At 64.0% G+C, this 13,938-nt stretch carries 15 protein-coding genes; 4 read left to right on the top strand and 11 right to left on the bottom strand.

The genetic code is table 11. From position 1 onward, the window contains the following. Positions 1 to 11 precede the first annotated feature (11 nt). The 4 genes from AOT96_RS17515 to AOT96_RS17500 all read right to left on the bottom strand — a co-directional run bounded on the left by AOT96_RS17515 (position 12) and on the right by AOT96_RS17500 (position 3,332). Positions 12 to 1,133: a glycoside hydrolase family 76 protein gene (locus AOT96_RS17515; RefSeq protein ID WP_003944321.1), complete on the bottom strand. Its 1,122-nt coding sequence runs from the start codon at positions 1,131 to 1,133 to the stop codon at positions 12 to 14. A 57-nt stretch (positions 1,134 to 1,190) separates the two neighbouring features. Further along, positions 1,191 to 1,883: a TrmH family RNA methyltransferase gene (locus AOT96_RS17510; RefSeq protein WP_064443268.1), complete on the bottom strand. Its 693-nt coding sequence runs from the start codon at positions 1,881 to 1,883 to the stop codon at positions 1,191 to 1,193. Then, positions 1,883 to 2,482: a DUF6636 domain-containing protein gene (locus tag AOT96_RS17505; protein WP_003944380.1), complete on the bottom strand. Its 600-nt coding sequence runs from the start codon at positions 2,480 to 2,482 to the stop codon at positions 1,883 to 1,885. The genes AOT96_RS17510 and AOT96_RS17505 overlap by 1 nt, the downstream gene beginning before the upstream one ends. Before the next feature lie 67 nt (positions 2,483 to 2,549). Then, positions 2,550 to 3,332 (bottom strand): SDR family oxidoreductase, encoded by a 783-nt coding sequence (locus AOT96_RS17500; RefSeq protein WP_003944309.1) that lies wholly within the window; start codon positions 3,330 to 3,332, stop codon positions 2,550 to 2,552. Between the two features lie 34 nt (positions 3,333 to 3,366). Here AOT96_RS17500 and AOT96_RS17495 point away from each other — a divergent pair, with 34 nt between their 5' ends. Then, positions 3,367 to 3,810: a hypothetical protein gene (locus AOT96_RS17495; protein WP_007726759.1), complete on the top strand. Its 444-nt coding sequence runs from the start codon at positions 3,367 to 3,369 to the stop codon at positions 3,808 to 3,810. A 4-nt stretch (positions 3,811 to 3,814) separates the two neighbouring features. On the opposite strand, the gene AOT96_RS17490 is transcribed toward AOT96_RS17495, so the two are convergent. Together AOT96_RS17490 and AOT96_RS17485 are read right to left on the bottom strand one after the other, a co-directional pair. Next, positions 3,815 to 4,528, bottom strand: a complete 714-nt coding sequence (locus AOT96_RS17490) for a lysoplasmalogenase (RefSeq protein ID WP_064443267.1) — start codon at positions 4,526 to 4,528, stop codon at positions 3,815 to 3,817. A 49-nt stretch (positions 4,529 to 4,577) separates the two neighbouring features. Beyond that, positions 4,578 to 5,258, bottom strand: coding sequence for a lysophospholipid acyltransferase family protein (locus tag AOT96_RS17485; RefSeq protein ID WP_003944312.1), 681 nt, complete (start codon positions 5,256 to 5,258; stop codon positions 4,578 to 4,580). A gap of 63 nt (positions 5,259 to 5,321) precedes the next feature. Here AOT96_RS17485 and AOT96_RS17480 point away from each other — a divergent pair, with 63 nt between their 5' ends. From AOT96_RS17480 to AOT96_RS17470, 3 genes are read left to right on the top strand one after another with little or no spacing between them, the layout of a single operon-like run. Then, complete coding sequence (locus AOT96_RS17480; protein ID WP_047269489.1) at positions 5,322 to 5,885, top strand: TetR/AcrR family transcriptional regulator; 564 nt, start codon at positions 5,322 to 5,324, stop codon at positions 5,883 to 5,885. Between the two features lie 33 nt (positions 5,886 to 5,918). Continuing rightward, positions 5,919 to 6,362: a MarR family winged helix-turn-helix transcriptional regulator gene (locus tag AOT96_RS17475; protein ID WP_003944339.1), complete on the top strand. Its 444-nt coding sequence runs from the start codon at positions 5,919 to 5,921 to the stop codon at positions 6,360 to 6,362. Between the two features lie 23 nt (positions 6,363 to 6,385). Further along, the gene (locus tag AOT96_RS17470) at positions 6,386 to 7,642 is read left to right on the top strand and encodes an MFS transporter (RefSeq protein ID WP_047269490.1); all 1,257 of its coding nucleotides are present in this window, start codon (positions 6,386 to 6,388) and stop codon (positions 7,640 to 7,642) included. Between the two features lie 51 nt (positions 7,643 to 7,693). Here AOT96_RS17470 and pyrE read toward each other — a convergent pair whose 3' ends face one another. From pyrE to clpB, 5 genes are all read right to left on the bottom strand, one after another. Next, a complete protein-coding gene (pyrE, locus tag AOT96_RS17465; protein WP_003944385.1) occupies positions 7,694 to 8,227 on the bottom strand; it encodes an orotate phosphoribosyltransferase in 534 nt (177 codons plus the stop codon). Positions 8,228 to 8,301: 74 nt separating this feature from the next. Continuing rightward, positions 8,302 to 9,102, bottom strand: coding sequence for an SDR family NAD(P)-dependent oxidoreductase (locus tag AOT96_RS17460; RefSeq protein ID WP_037131478.1), 801 nt, complete (start codon positions 9,100 to 9,102; stop codon positions 8,302 to 8,304). A gap of 46 nt (positions 9,103 to 9,148) precedes the next feature. Further along, positions 9,149 to 10,036, bottom strand: a complete 888-nt coding sequence (locus tag AOT96_RS17455) for a hypothetical protein (protein ID WP_003944407.1) — start codon at positions 10,034 to 10,036, stop codon at positions 9,149 to 9,151. 86 nt (positions 10,037 to 10,122) lie between these two features. After that, entirely contained in the window at positions 10,123 to 11,094 is a 972-nt protein-coding gene (locus tag AOT96_RS17450; protein ID WP_042452195.1) for a hypothetical protein, read from the bottom strand. Positions 11,095 to 11,252: 158 nt separating this feature from the next. Further along, complete coding sequence (gene clpB / locus AOT96_RS17445; protein WP_007726750.1) at positions 11,253 to 13,805, bottom strand: ATP-dependent chaperone ClpB; 2,553 nt, start codon at positions 13,803 to 13,805, stop codon at positions 11,253 to 11,255. Positions 13,806 to 13,938 lie beyond the last annotated feature (133 nt).

The following is a 13,938-nucleotide window of genomic DNA, read 5'->3' as shown; positions in this document are numbered from 1 at the left end:
GAGGAAAAAGCCTAACGCTTACGCGGGTATCCAGCCGCCGAGACGACAAAGGCCGCCTCCATGAGCATCCACCCACCCACCTGCACCGAGAGGTCTCGCTCGGGCACGCTCGACGAGCGCACCGTTCCGGCGGCGAAGGTGGCGATGTCGCCGGACAGACTCGGCAACTGAGCATCCTTGGTCCAGTCGTGCCCGAACAGCGGCAGGCCTTCGATCTGCAGTCTGTTGTTCCAGGCAGCTTCCGCGGAGGAGAGAACGATCTGCGCTGCGAGTTCGCGCGCTCGCAGGTCCTCGTGAGTCTCCCAGGACAGGTTCACCACCACGAACGCGAGGTAGCGAGCCAGGATTGCGTTGAACAGTCCGCCGTCGCCTCCGCCACCGCCCGTGATAACTCCGTACTCGGTCATGCCGTCGTACACGGCGTCGACGAGTTTGTGGACTCGCTCGCGGTGGCGCGGTTCGCCCAATCGTGTCGACAACTCGGTTTCCAACCCCAGCGTGACGCCCTGACAGTACGAATAGATCGCGCGCTCGAGGGTGCCGTCGCGGCGGATACCGTCGAAGATCAGTCCGGAGTCCGGATCCCGCAGCGTCTCGTCGATCCAGTCGGCCGTTGCCTGCGCACGCCAGAGTTTTCCGGTGCGCGCCAGCATGATTCCGGCGGGTCCGTTTGCCGGCGTGTTGTAGAAATCGGAGCCTTTGCACCACGGAATACCGCCGCCGTCGGCCGGGGACCACGAATCGAAGAGTTGCGATTCGAGCGCCTGAACCGCGGTTCGGTGATCGACCGAGAACATGCGTTGCGCACGTTCGAGCGAGAGGCCCAGCCACGCCATGTCGTCGTAGTAGTTGTTGGTCCACGCCGAGACGTTGCGGACCCGCACACTGCGGGCAACCTTCGCGACCCGGCGACGACGCTTGGGGGTCGGGTCACGTTCGAGTGCGTCGATCGCAGTATCGAGCAGGTGTGCTTGCCACCAGTAGTGCCACGGCTTGAACATCCGCTCGCGTCGAACAGCAGGCCAGGCAACCACGCCGAGTGCTGTCCGGGGCATTCCCCACAGGCGCCGAAGGTGACGACTGACTATCGCGCCCTCAGCCGCATCGGCCCGCTCTGCCCACACTTCCTGCATAACTACCTATCCTGTCTGGTCGAGGCGCTACACGCTAGCCGGAATTCGCGAGCGAGATCAGCGGGAATCGGCGAGATCGGCGTGCTCACGTACCCACGCGTGCATCGCGATGCCGGCCGCGACACCGGCGTTGATGCTGCGAGTCGAACCGAATTGTGCGATCGAGACCGTCATGGACGCAACCTCTTTCGCATGATCGGTCACTCCGGGGCCTTCTTGACCGAACAGCAGGATGCACTCCCGCGGCAGGCTTGCCGTTTCCAGCGGCACCGACCCCGGGGTGTTGTCGACGGCCACGATCGTGAGTGAATTCTCACGGGCGTACTCGACGAGTTCGCCGATGTCTGCATGGTGAACGATGTGTTGGTATCGATCGGTCACCATGGCGCCCCGCCGATTCCAGCGCCGACGCCCCACGATGTGGACCGCGGCCGCGGCAAACGCGTTGGCCGTGCGGACCACCGTGCCGATGTTGGCGTCGTGCGCGAAGTTCTCGATGGCGACATGCATCGTGTGACGGCGCGAGTCGATATCCGCGACTATCGCTTCCCGCGTCCAGTACCGATACTCGTCCAAGACGTTTCGACGATCACCCTCGGCCAGAAGTACCGGGTCGTAGCGCGCGTCGGTCGGCGGTTCCGTGTCGTGCTCCTCGGCCCAGGGTCCGACGCCGTTGGGATTCTCGCCCCACTCGGTGGGTCCCGGTTCACCGGCTCCGCCGGACACGTCGTCGGCTGCGACTTCGGTCATCAGAACACCTCGTTGGAATCTGCAGCCACGGTGAAGCCGTGCGTGGTCTGATCGTTGACACACGAGACGTCTGTCGCGGTGGTCGTACAGGTGAAACCCAGTTTGCTCAGCGGTTGACCGGCCGCCAGCACCGGATCGGCGTCGGGGCCGCCAGAGGTGTACACCTCTCCGCCCGAACACATGAAAGCACCCTCACCCTCGTCGGTGACGCGAATACCGTTGCCCCAGTTGACCATGCAGCTCTCCGGCCGCGGCGGAACGGGAGTGGTCGTTCCCTCGCACCCGGCTTCGATTCTGGTGGGCAACTTGATGATGCCGCACTGGAAGTTTCCGTCGGGAGTGGTGAAGTAGTACGACTCGTTGCGCTCGAACTGCACGTCCGTGAGTGTCGTCGTCGGTGGCAGCGTCGTGGTCGGTGGTTCGGTGGTCGTGGGGACGACGGGCGCGACGGTGGTGGTTGTCGTCGGCACTGCGGTAGTGGTGGACGAACTGGGCTGCGCCGCTACGGTCGGCGCTGAATCCGCCTCCCCGCTGCACCCTGCGAGCACGAGCGCCGACCCGACGCCCAACAAGACGAACCCCACCCGAACACGAACCACCCGACTACCTCCACACACGTCATCTTGGCCCAGCAACAGCCGACAGTGCACTCTATCGTGTGGTCGACTAAGTGCTGGTGACGCGCTTGTTCATCAGCCGTGAGAGCCACGCGGGCGAGAAGCGCGACGCGCTGAGGAAGAGCTTCGCCTGAGTTCCGACCGGGTAGTGAACCTTGTGCATCCGTCCGGCGCCGCGTGTGGCCGCCCACAGTTCCTGCGCGACGTCGGTTGCAGTCAGCTTGATACCCAACGATCTGGTGGCTCCGGTGTCCATTCCAGTGACCATCGCGGTCTGGACGAACAACGGCCAGAGCGCGAGAACACGGATGTCGTGCTGTGCCCATTCCAGATCGAGCGCCTCGGTCAGGCCGCGGATCGCGAACTTGGTTGCACCGTACGTCGCCAGTTCGGGCTGGCCGTAGATCGCCGAAGCGGAGCACAGATTGACCACCTGAGCGCCGACGGTATCGCGAAGGTACGGGAAAGCCGTGTGCGTGCCGTTGAGGGTGCCGGTGATGTTGATGTCGACCATTCGGCGATGCGCCGCAAGAGAAATATCCTCGAACCGTCCCGAGGAGAGCACGCCCGCATTGTTGATCAGGATGTCCAGACGCCCGGACTCCCCGGCAAAATCGGCCAGACACTGCGCCCATCCCGCCGGATCGGTGACATCCAGGACACCCGTCACGACGCTCCCACCGAAACCGTCGATCTCGGCCTTCAAGGAGGCAAGGCCGGCGTCGTCGATGTCGAACGCGCCGACGCGGTATCCGTTGCGCGCGAACAACAGCGACGTCTCCCGCCCGATTCCAGCCGCAGCACCGGTGATGAAGACGTTCGGTTCGCTCATCCGGTCAGGCTATCCTGGATGTGGAGGAAATCTGATGAATCACCGTCGCGTCGTACACACCGTGTGTTTCATCGCGGTGGGGTATCTGATCGTGCTCGCCGTGTGGCTCGGATGGCTGGTCGAGCACACCCCACCTGGCACGCTGCCCTATCAGATCGGCGGGCTGCTCGCCGCTTTCGGCTCGGTTCTCGGATTCGGAATGGCATGGGCCAACCGCCCGACCCGCGCCGAGCGCAAACTCGAAAAGCACGGCCTCGAAGGGTGGGCACGAATCGACACCGTCACACCCCTGCGCCGAACTGTCGACGGCGAATTGGCCAAGCTCGCACTCCACCTCACGGTTCCAGGTTCCGATTCGTACTCGGGCCGGATCGAGTACGAGATCCGACCCGAGTACAAAGACAAGATCACTCCCGGATCCACGGTCACCGTCATGGTGGACCCGAAGAACCGAGACCGAATCATGCTGTGCCCGTGAAAGACTAGACGCTCTTCTTGCGCCCCAGCGCCAACATGCCCTCCACCAGCATCAGCTGCGCTCCCGCGTACGACGCCAGGATCACACCCTCGGCAGCAGCGCGGCCGGCGGTCCCGCGGATGAACAGACGACGCACCACGATCAGTCCGTCGGATGCGGTGAAGAGCACTCCGCCCAATCCGAGCCAGGAGCGTCGATCCTTGTTCGGGACGACCACGTCGAGCACGGCCTTTGACTGCGGTGCCAGAGCGGGGTCCGCCGACAACGTCGAGGTGGTTCCCAACATCAATCCGTATCCGGTGAGCGGCGTCGACACGCTCGGGGCCTTGGCACGGAGCAGTCCGGACGCCGTCGACCAACCGCTGATGCGGGGCCGCAGGGCAGCGCGGGTCGGCCGAGCGCCGCGCCGCAGCAGGAGCGCCGAGTAACTGGCCTGCATCACCGCGAACGAGGACGCGCCCTTGATCAGACGAGCATCGTTGTCCGGGTCGATCATGAACACGTCGCCGACAGTTGCAGCGGCGAGACCGGCCAGAAGCAGTGCGGTATCGGCAGTTTCCGTCTCCGAGCGCTTGCGCAGCACTCGGGCGGCCAGAGCGGGTGCGATCAACGGCTTCGCGATCTGCTGAACCCGCTCGTTACCGACTACTGCCCCGAACACTGTCGCTGCCGTCGCCGCCGCAAAAACTGCGTGCTCGATGCCCCACTTGCCCGCCATCACAATCCTCCTGTTGGTTACACGTCCAACAGCGACCGTACTGGGTCACTCAGGCGGCATCGCCGGATTTGACGTCCGCGCCGTAGACATCGACGTATTCCTGCCCCGACTGGTCACAGAGCACTGCCATCAATTCGTCCGTCGCCGCACGCACGACGGCCTGGTAGCCACGAAGTTCGCGGTACCGAGAGAAGTCGATCGGCTCCCCTACCGTGATCCGGACCTTGCTGAAGCGCCACATCCGCGTACCCGGCGGGTTGACTGCGTCACCGCCGTGTACGACGACGGGAATGACCGGCGCCCCGGTTTCCAAGGCAACTCGAATCGCTCCGGTCTTTCCCTTGTACAGGCAACCGTCAGGTGATCGTGTTCCCTCGGGGTAGATCCCCCAGACACCACCCTTGTCGAGAATCCCGATGGCCGTGTCCAACGCCGCACGGGAGGCGTCGGCGCCGCTACGGTCGATCGGCACCTGACCGGCCCCACCGAAGAACCAGCGCTGCATCGCGCCCTTCACACCGGTCCCGGTGAAATATTCACTCTTCGCGACGAAGGTGATGCGTCGGCGCACCATGAGAACCAGGAAGAACGAGTCGACGACTGCCCGATGGTTGCCGGCGAGAATCACCGGCCCTTTCTTGGGGATGTGGTGCTGACCCTCGATCGTCGGCCGCCCGAACAGCCAGAGGACCGGGCCGATCAGGACGTATTTGAACAGCCAATAAAGCACAGGGCATCACCTTTTCCGTCTAGTAGACAGTGTCTACGACGAGAATAGTAGACACTGTCTTCCATGACTGTCAGCAGCCTTCGCGAAACACTCGTCGCCACCGGCGTCGAGATTCTCGATGCCGACGGCGCCACAGAACTGACGCTACGGGAGATAGCGCGTCGGGCGGGCGTGTCGCACGGCGCCCCGCGGAGATACTTTCCGACCCACAACAGCCTGCTAGCCGCAATTGCCTCACACGGCCTGCGCGATCTCGCCGACAGACTCGATCCCGTCCTCGCCGGCAAACAACCCGCTCGTAGCCGATTGATCTCGGCAGCAATCGAATACGTGTCATTCGCCCAGGAGCGACCGGCGATGTTCGAGTTGATGTTTCGCCACGACCTCCTCGAGGGCGCAGGCAGCAACCTCCGAGAGTCTTCTCTCCCACTCTTCGCCGCCCTGCAATCCCTGACCGAAGAGGCCGACGCCTCCGATCCCACCACATCTGCGTTGAACATCTGGACCGGAACCCACGGCATCGCAGTGCTGGCGGCAAATCGAAGCCTCACACTCGTCGCACCCGACCTCGATGTGCCGTCGCTGGTAGCCACCGCCGTGACGGACCACCTTCCACGGACTCGTTGATTTACATAGTTAACCTATGCAATAATATTCTTCGTGACAGACGAAGAACAGCAACTGCACGAACTACTCGTCGACCTCGTGAGCAATACGCACCGCTTCGCGAAGCTGGCAGGCTCCTTCGCGTCCGATCAGTACCCACGTGCCTGGCTGCGCGCACTCTCGTTACTCGAGGAATACGGCGAAATGCGGATCAGCGACTTCGCTCGACTCGACAGAAGCTCGCAGCCCTCTGCCACTGCACTACTGCGCAAACTCGGCGAGAACGGTTACGTCGAACGCCGCGCCGACCCCGAGGACGCCCGGGCAGTTCGAGTGGCCATGACGGACAAGGGACGAAAGATCTTGAACGACGGTCGAAACGAGATCGCCGACGCTCTAGTCCCCCACTTCGTCGAACTCGGGCCCGAGCAGATCAAGAAACTGGCCGACGGATTGGCCGAATTGCGGTCCATCATCAAGACTTCCGATCCCAGCTGAAACACCCACCACTGAAAAAGGAGGTGGCCGTGAGCAACACGACCGCGACATCAACGCACCAGAACGAGGCTCCGCCGAGCCTCCTGAAACAACCGAAAGCGGTGTGGGCGGTAGCCTTTGCCAGCGTCATCGCCTTCATGGGCATCGGATTGGTCGATCCGATCCTCAAACCGATCGGCGAACAACTCGACGCCACACCGTCGCAGGTTTCGCTGCTGTTCACCAGCTACATGCTCGTCACCGGCGTGGCCATGCTCATCACCGGTGTGGTGTCCAGCCGCATCGGCGCCAAGAAAACACTTCTTGCAGGCCTTGCCATCATCATCGTGTTCGCTTCTCTGGCAGGCGCTTCCAGCACCATCGGCCAGATCGTCGGATTCCGTGCGGGCTGGGGACTCGGCAATGCACTGTTCATCGCAACGGCGCTCGCGGCAATCGTCGGCGCGGCCAGCGGCGGCGTGGCACGGGCGATCATCCTGTACGAGGCTGCACTGGGCATCGGTATCGCAGTCGGACCGCTGGTCGGCGGAGTTCTCGGTGACATCAGCTGGCGCGCACCGTTCTTCGGCGTCGCAGCCCTGATGGCGGTCGCCTTCATTCTCATCGTCGTGATGCTTCCGAGCGCACCCAAGCCCGAACACCACACATCCATCGCTGCGCCCTTCCAGGCGTTGCGGCACCGCGGGCTACTCACCGTTGCCATCACCGCGCTGCTCTACAACTACGGATTCTTCACGCTGCTCGCGTACACGCCGTTCCCCCTCGACATGGGGGCGTACCCGATCGGATTCATCTTCTTCGGTTGGGGCCTGATGCTGGCGATCTCGTCGGTTTTCCTCGCCCCTCGCCTGCAACGACGCTTCGGCACCCTGCGGATGATGATGCTGGCACTGACCCTGTTCGCACTCGACCTGGGCATGATGGCGCTGTTCACCGAGAACAAGATCGTATTGATCGTCGGTGTCGTCCTCGCCGGTTTGTTCCTCGGCGTGAACAACACACTCATCACCGAAACCGTCATGATCTCAGCTCCCGTGGAGCGGTCGACCGCCTCGGCTGCTTACAGCTTCGTTCGATTCGTCGGCGGCGCCGCTGCTCCGTGGGTAGCCGGCAAGCTCGGCGAATCCAACGTCCACATGCCGTTCTGGGTCGGCGCGGTGCTCACCCTTGCCGCCGTATTCGTCCTGTCGAGCGGACGTAAGGTTCTCGCTCACGTCGACGACCACGATCCCGCGCCGCACAGCGTCGACGAAGCACTCGCCGTCACCGTAGGCGACTGACCCCTGTGAGTGGTTGAGGAGTGCAGGGACTCCTTAACCACTCACGGGGCGTCAGCTCAGGTTCAGATCTTCCAGGCCCAGCAGCGAGCGGTACTCGACGCCCTCGGCACCGATCACCGCATCCGCACCCGTCGCGCGATCGACGACCGTAGCGACTCCGACCACGGTGGCCCCTGCCTCGCGCAGGGCCTTCACTGCTGTCAACGGCGAATTGCCCGTCGTGGTCGTGTCCTCGACAACCAGGACACGCTTGCCGACGATGTCCGGGCCCTCGATCTGGCGCTGCATCCCGTGGGCCTTCGCGGCCTTGCGGACGACAAACGCATCGATCGGTCGGCCGGGAGCGTGCATCACTGCCATAGCGACCGGATCGGCGCCCATCGTCAAACCGCCGACGGCGTCGAAATCCCAGTCCGCGACCAGTTCACGCAGCAGCGAGCCGATCAGCGGCGCTGCCTTGTGGTGAAGTGTCGCGCGGCGAAGGTCGACGTAGTAATCGGCTTCCTTGCCCGAGGACAACGTCACCTTTCCGTGTACAACAGCCAATTCGCGCACCAGCGCAGCCAAATCCTCACGATCGCTCATGAGTGCTCAGCCTACCGACCACTGCCTTGTGTTCGGCTTCTGCCTCTGGGCTACGTCCGGCTTCCGCCTCTGGGCTACGTCCGCCCGCGGCCACGTCCGACGATGTTGGTCAGCCGGCGAACCAGCCCCTTGGGAACGAGACGCCCGGCCGTCGTGAGGACCTTGTACTGGAATCCCGGAATACTGATGACCTTGTCGTCACCGAGATCCTTCATCGACGCCGCAACCACCTGGTCGACGCTCAGCCACATCGGCTTGGGGATCGTGGACATCTCGATGCCCGCGCGCTCGTGGAACTCGGTGCGAATGAAGCCCGGGCACAGCGCCTGCACGCGCACTCCCGTCCCGGCCAACCCGCCGGACAGCCCTTCGGTGAACGAGATGACATAGGCCTTGCTTGCCGAATACGTCGAACCCCGCCCGGACAGCAGGCCCGCGACGCTCGCCACGTTGACAATCGTTCCGTGCGCCGACGCGATCATGCTGGGCAGCGCCGCACGGGTCAGCCGCATCACGGCGGTGACGTTGACGTCGAGTTGAGACTGAAGAAGCGCCGGATCGGCGGTCCAGAACTCGCCGGAGGTACCGAATCCGGCGTTGTTCACCAACACCTCGACGCCCTTCTCCAAACGAAGCGCGACCGTGTCGCGTCCGGCCTCCGATGCGAGATCGGCAACCAGAATCTCCGACTCGGTGCCGAACATCGTCTTCAACTCGGACGCGAGGTCGTGCAATCTGACCTCGTCACGTGCGACGAGAACCAGGTCGTATCCGAGGGAGGCGTATTTCTTGGCGAAACCGGCGCCGAGACCAGAGGTGGGTCCGGTCACCAGGGCAACGGGACGCACAGGGCGATCCGAGTGGGAAGTCGACATACCGGCCACGCTAGTGGTTATCGCGCCTGGACGGGAACCTTAAAGGTCAGTCGACCGGGCGAATTGTGCCCGAGCGCTGCGACGCCGGGCGCTGAGCCGGCTTGTCAGCCGCCTCGGGCTTGCGCAGCGATTGATCCGGACGTGGCGCAGATTCCCGCGGTGCGGGCTCACGCGGTGCGGACTCACGCGGGGCAAATTCACGCGGCGGAGCGTCACGGGGCGGCTGCTCTTGACGCGAACGGGGCTGTTCTACCGGATCCGGAGTTGGGCGAGACTTCTCGGCGCCCGGCCGCGGGCGGCTCGGATCGTGATCGACCTCGAGTTCGTTGGGATCGGTGACGGGAGGCAGGACATGCAGAATGCCGGACAGGCGCGCAACCGACTCGATTGCCGCGTCCCAGTCCCGGCCGTTACTGGTCACCGGAAGCGAACCGAGCGTCCACTGCCCTTCGCTCCACAGCATGCTGATCGACGGCGGAACCGATTCGGTGAACGCCACCATGCGCTGATCACAGACACGACGTGCGATCTCGAGATCGGTCGCGAAGACGACTCGTGAACCGATCGCGCCCAACAGGTTCAGGTCGCCGTCCTTGGGCGGAGCCGTCGACTTCAACCGAAGATCGATGTCGACGTCCGACCCGATCTCGCGGCGAACAGCCACGATGGTTGCGGTCTCCTCCAGGTCGAACAGCACGAACTGCTCTCCGCGACGGCGGCCGCGGACGACGTCGGTAGCAGTGAGGTAGTCCTGCTTGGCCATGACCGCGCGGTGCCATTCGCCTGCCAGCTGATCGTCAGTGGCCGTGTACGTGTAACCCTGCGCCTTGGCCCAGATCTGACGCACTCGCCCGGATTGATCTCGCCTCGTCCTGTCGACGTACAGAAGCGCACCCGCGCCTGCGAGTGCAATTGCTGCCAGTCCGAACCACATTCCAGTCATCACCCTCCAGGGTAGCGACTCGCGGCCTCAACCTCCCGCGACACCCTGGTGGACTCGCCCGATGTGTCGTGAACGACTCAGTTGCCGAACTTCGGCAGCGACGTACTCAGAATCGTGTTGGCGGTCATCGTGCCGTTCTCCACCGGCGTGCCGTCGACGACGATGTTGTCTCCCGGTTGCAGATCGGCGATGGTGGCGCGGTTGAGCGCGATGAGCGTGGTGTCCGCGGTGGTCAGAATCGTCACCTGCGAACCCCCGATCGAATCGATGACCAACGTGCCGCCGTCGTTCGACTTCACGGTGCCGACGGCTCCCCCGGCGTCACCGATGACTTCGCCGAGCCCGCCTGGAAGCTGGCTGAGCGGAGAATCCGTCGTCGGAGTCGGCGCCGTGGTGCTGGCCTTCGGCGGTGTCGTGGTCGGCGCCTGCGTCGTGGTGGTCGGGGGAACGAAAGCGGTCTGGGTGCCCTTGTCGTTCGAGCCGAACGCCGAGAACGCGATGATCGCGATCACGGCGACCAGGATCCCGACCACACCGGCGGCCACCCACGTCGCGAGCTTGCGCTTCTTACCGCCGCCCGACGATCCATCGTCGATGAACGGCTGTTCCGGCGGAACTCCACCGCCACCACCGGCAACCGGATACTGCTGTGTATTTCCGTACTGCTGCGTGTTCCCGTACTGATCCGGGTTCCCGTACTGCTGAGCGGTGTACGGCGGATAGGCCTGCGTCGCACCAGGCGGCGGCGCCTGCGGATCGAACTGCGGGTTGTAGGCAGGGAACGCCTGAGTGGGATTCGGCTGCTGCCCCTGCTGCCCCAAGTACTCCGTGTTCTGATCCGGTCCGCCGTAGGGATACTGCTGTGCCCCCGGATACTGCTGTGCCCCCGGCTGCTGACCGAAATACTCCGTCGGCTGGTTCGGATTCTGGCCGGACACCGTCCCGTACTGCTCCGTCGGCTGGTCGGGCGTACGCCCCCACACCTCGGTGGCCTCGGGATCCTCACGGCGCGGCCCACCCGAGTTACGCGGATCGTTCTGATCGGTCATGCCTGGCTCACCTTCGGTTGGGACGAAAGAGCGTCGAAGTCGTTCGGAGAGGCGCGGGTGCACTCGTCCCCGGTTCGAGCATCCAGCCATCCAGGGTAGAACAAAATGCGAATGCCCCGCCGATCCAAGTGGATCGACGGGGCATTCCGCTTACCGAATCAGGAGAGAACCAACTGATCCGCGTCCTCGCTGACACCGACGTGCACGGTGTCGCCGTCCTGGACCTTGCCGGCCAGGAGCAGCTTGGCGAGCTGGTCGCCGATCGACTGCTGAACGAGTCGACGCAATGGCCGAGCGCCGTACAGCGGGTCGTAGCCGCGCACTGCGAGCCACATCCGAGCCGCACCGTTCACCTCGAGGGTGAGACGACGCGCAGCCAGACGCTTCTGCAACTGCTCCAGTTGGATGTCCACGATGTGCTCCAACTGCTCCTCGGAGAGCGAGTCGAAGATGACCACGTCGTCGAGACGGTTGATGAACTCCGGCTTGAACGCGTGGCGTACCGCATCCATGACCTGCTCCCGCGTGCCACCGGATCCCAGGTTGGAGGTCAGGATCAGGATGGTGTTGCGGAAGTCCACCGTGCGGCCTTGACCGTCGGTCAGTCGGCCTTCGTCGAGCACTGCGAGCAAGACGTCGAACACGTCGGGGTGTGCCTTCTCGACCTCGTCGAAGAGGACCACCGAGTACGGGCGTCGCCGAACTGCTTCGGTGAGCTGGCCACCGGCTTCGTAGCCGACGTATCCCGGAGGAGCACCGACGAGTCGGGCCACCGAGTGCTTCTCACCGTATTCGCTCATGTCGATGCGGATCATCGCGCGCTCGTCGTCGAAGAGAAAGTCCGCCAAGGCTTTGGCGAGCTCCGTCTTGCCGACGCCGGTCGGGCCGAGGAACAGGAACGAACCGGTGGGCCGATTGGGGTCGGCGACACCTGCTCGGGCGCGGCGAACCGCATCCGAGACGGCGACGACGGCGTCGGTCTGGCCGACGACGCGCTTGCCGAGTTCGGACTCCATGCGGAGTAGCTTCTCGGTTTCGCCTTCCATCATCCGGCCGGCGGGGATTCCGGTCCAGGCTGCGACCACGTCTGCGACGTCGTCGGGCCCGACCTCTTCCTTGAGCATCACGTCACCGTCGGAGGCAGCTCCGGAAGCGGCTGCTGCCTCTTCCAGTTCCTTCTCGAGCGCCGGGATACGGCCGTAGCGCAACTCGGCTGCCTTGCCCAGATCGCCGTCACGCTCAGCGCGTTCGGACTCTCCTCGCAGGGTTTCGAGCTGTTCCTTCAGCACGCGCACCGAGTCGATGGCCTGCTTTTCGTTCTGCCAGCGGGTGCTGAGCTGATTGAGCTTTTCGCGGTCGTCCGCGAGTTCCTGACGCAGCTTCTCGAGCCGAGCCTTGGACGCGTCGTCGGTTTCCTTCTCGAGTGCCACTTCTTCGATTTCGAGTCGGCGAACCGTGCGTTCCACCTCGTCGATCTCGACGGGACGCGAGTCGATCTCCATACGAAGTCGCGATGCGGCTTCGTCCACGAGGTCGATGGCCTTGTCCGGCAGGAACCGCGACGTGATGTAGCGGTCCGACAGCGCGGCAGCCGCCACCAACGCGGAGTCGGTGATGCGCACGCCGTGGTGCACCTCGTAGCGCTCCTTGAGGCCGCGCAGGATACCGATGGTGTCCTCGACCGAGGGCTCACCGACGAGCACCTGCTGGAAACGACGCTCGAGTGCTGCGTCCTTCTCGATGTACTTGCGGTACTCCTCGAGTGTGGTCGCACCGACCAGCCGCAGCTCACCACGGGCGAGCATCGGCTTGATCATGTTGCCTGCGTCCATCGCGGATTCACCGGTGGCTCCGGCGCCGACGATGGTGTGCAACTCGTCGATGAAGGTGATGACCTGTCCGGCACTGTTCTTGATGTCGTCGAGGACAGCCTTGAGGCGTTCTTCGAATTCACCGCGGAACTTGGCACCGGCGACCATGGACCCGAGATCCAGGGACACGACGGTCTTGCCTCGCAGCGATTCCGGGACGTCACCCGCGACGATGCGTTGGGCAAGGCCCTCCACGATCGCGGTCTTGCCGACGCCGGGCTCACCGATGAGTACCGGGTTGTTCTTGGTACGACGCGAGAGCACCTGCACGACACGGCGAATCTCGGTGTCGCGACCGATCACCGGGTCGAGCTTGCCGCTACGTGCAGCTTCGGTGAGGTCGGTGGAGTACTTTTCCAGCGCTTGGTAGGTGCCTTCGGGCTCCGGGCTGGTGACGCGAGCGCTACCGCGGACGGTGGTGAAGGCTTCACGCAATGCGTCCTGGGTGGCGCCGTGCCGTACGAGCAACTGTGCGACGTCGGAGTCGCCGCCGGCCAGTCCGTAGAGGACGTGCTCGGTGGAGACGTATTCGTCGTCCATCTCGGTGGCGAGGTGCTGAGCAGCAGTGAGTGCCGCGAGTGCCTCACGCCCGAGTTGCGGGGTGGAGCTTGCGCCGGTTGTCTTGGGTAGGCGATCGACGATTGCCTGTGCTTCACGGTGTACGACCGTGGGGTCGACGCCTACAGCTTTGAGTAGTGGGGCAGCGATGCCGTCGGTCTGGTCGAGCAATGCGACCAGCAGATGGGCAGGCCGGATATCGGGGTTACCCGCCGACGACGCCGACTGCAGTGCAGCCGTCATCGCAGCCTGGGTCTTGGTTGTTGGTGTGAACGAGTCCACTTGTCACCTTTCTGGCGAAGTCGAACGGGAAGAGCCGCGACCGGTTGGTATTGCGACTGTGTCAATATGCTCAACGCGGACAAACTTGAGTCTATTCCGCTCAAGTTTGTTTTCGCCAGGCCGAGTTGGTTTC

The sequence above is a fragment of the Rhodococcus sp. 008 genome (assembly GCF_001682295.1).
In the GTDB taxonomy this organism is placed as follows: Bacteria; Actinomycetota; Actinomycetes; order Mycobacteriales; family Mycobacteriaceae; genus Rhodococcus_F; species Rhodococcus_F qingshengii.
This window is presented reverse-complemented; position numbering and strand designations above follow the sequence as displayed.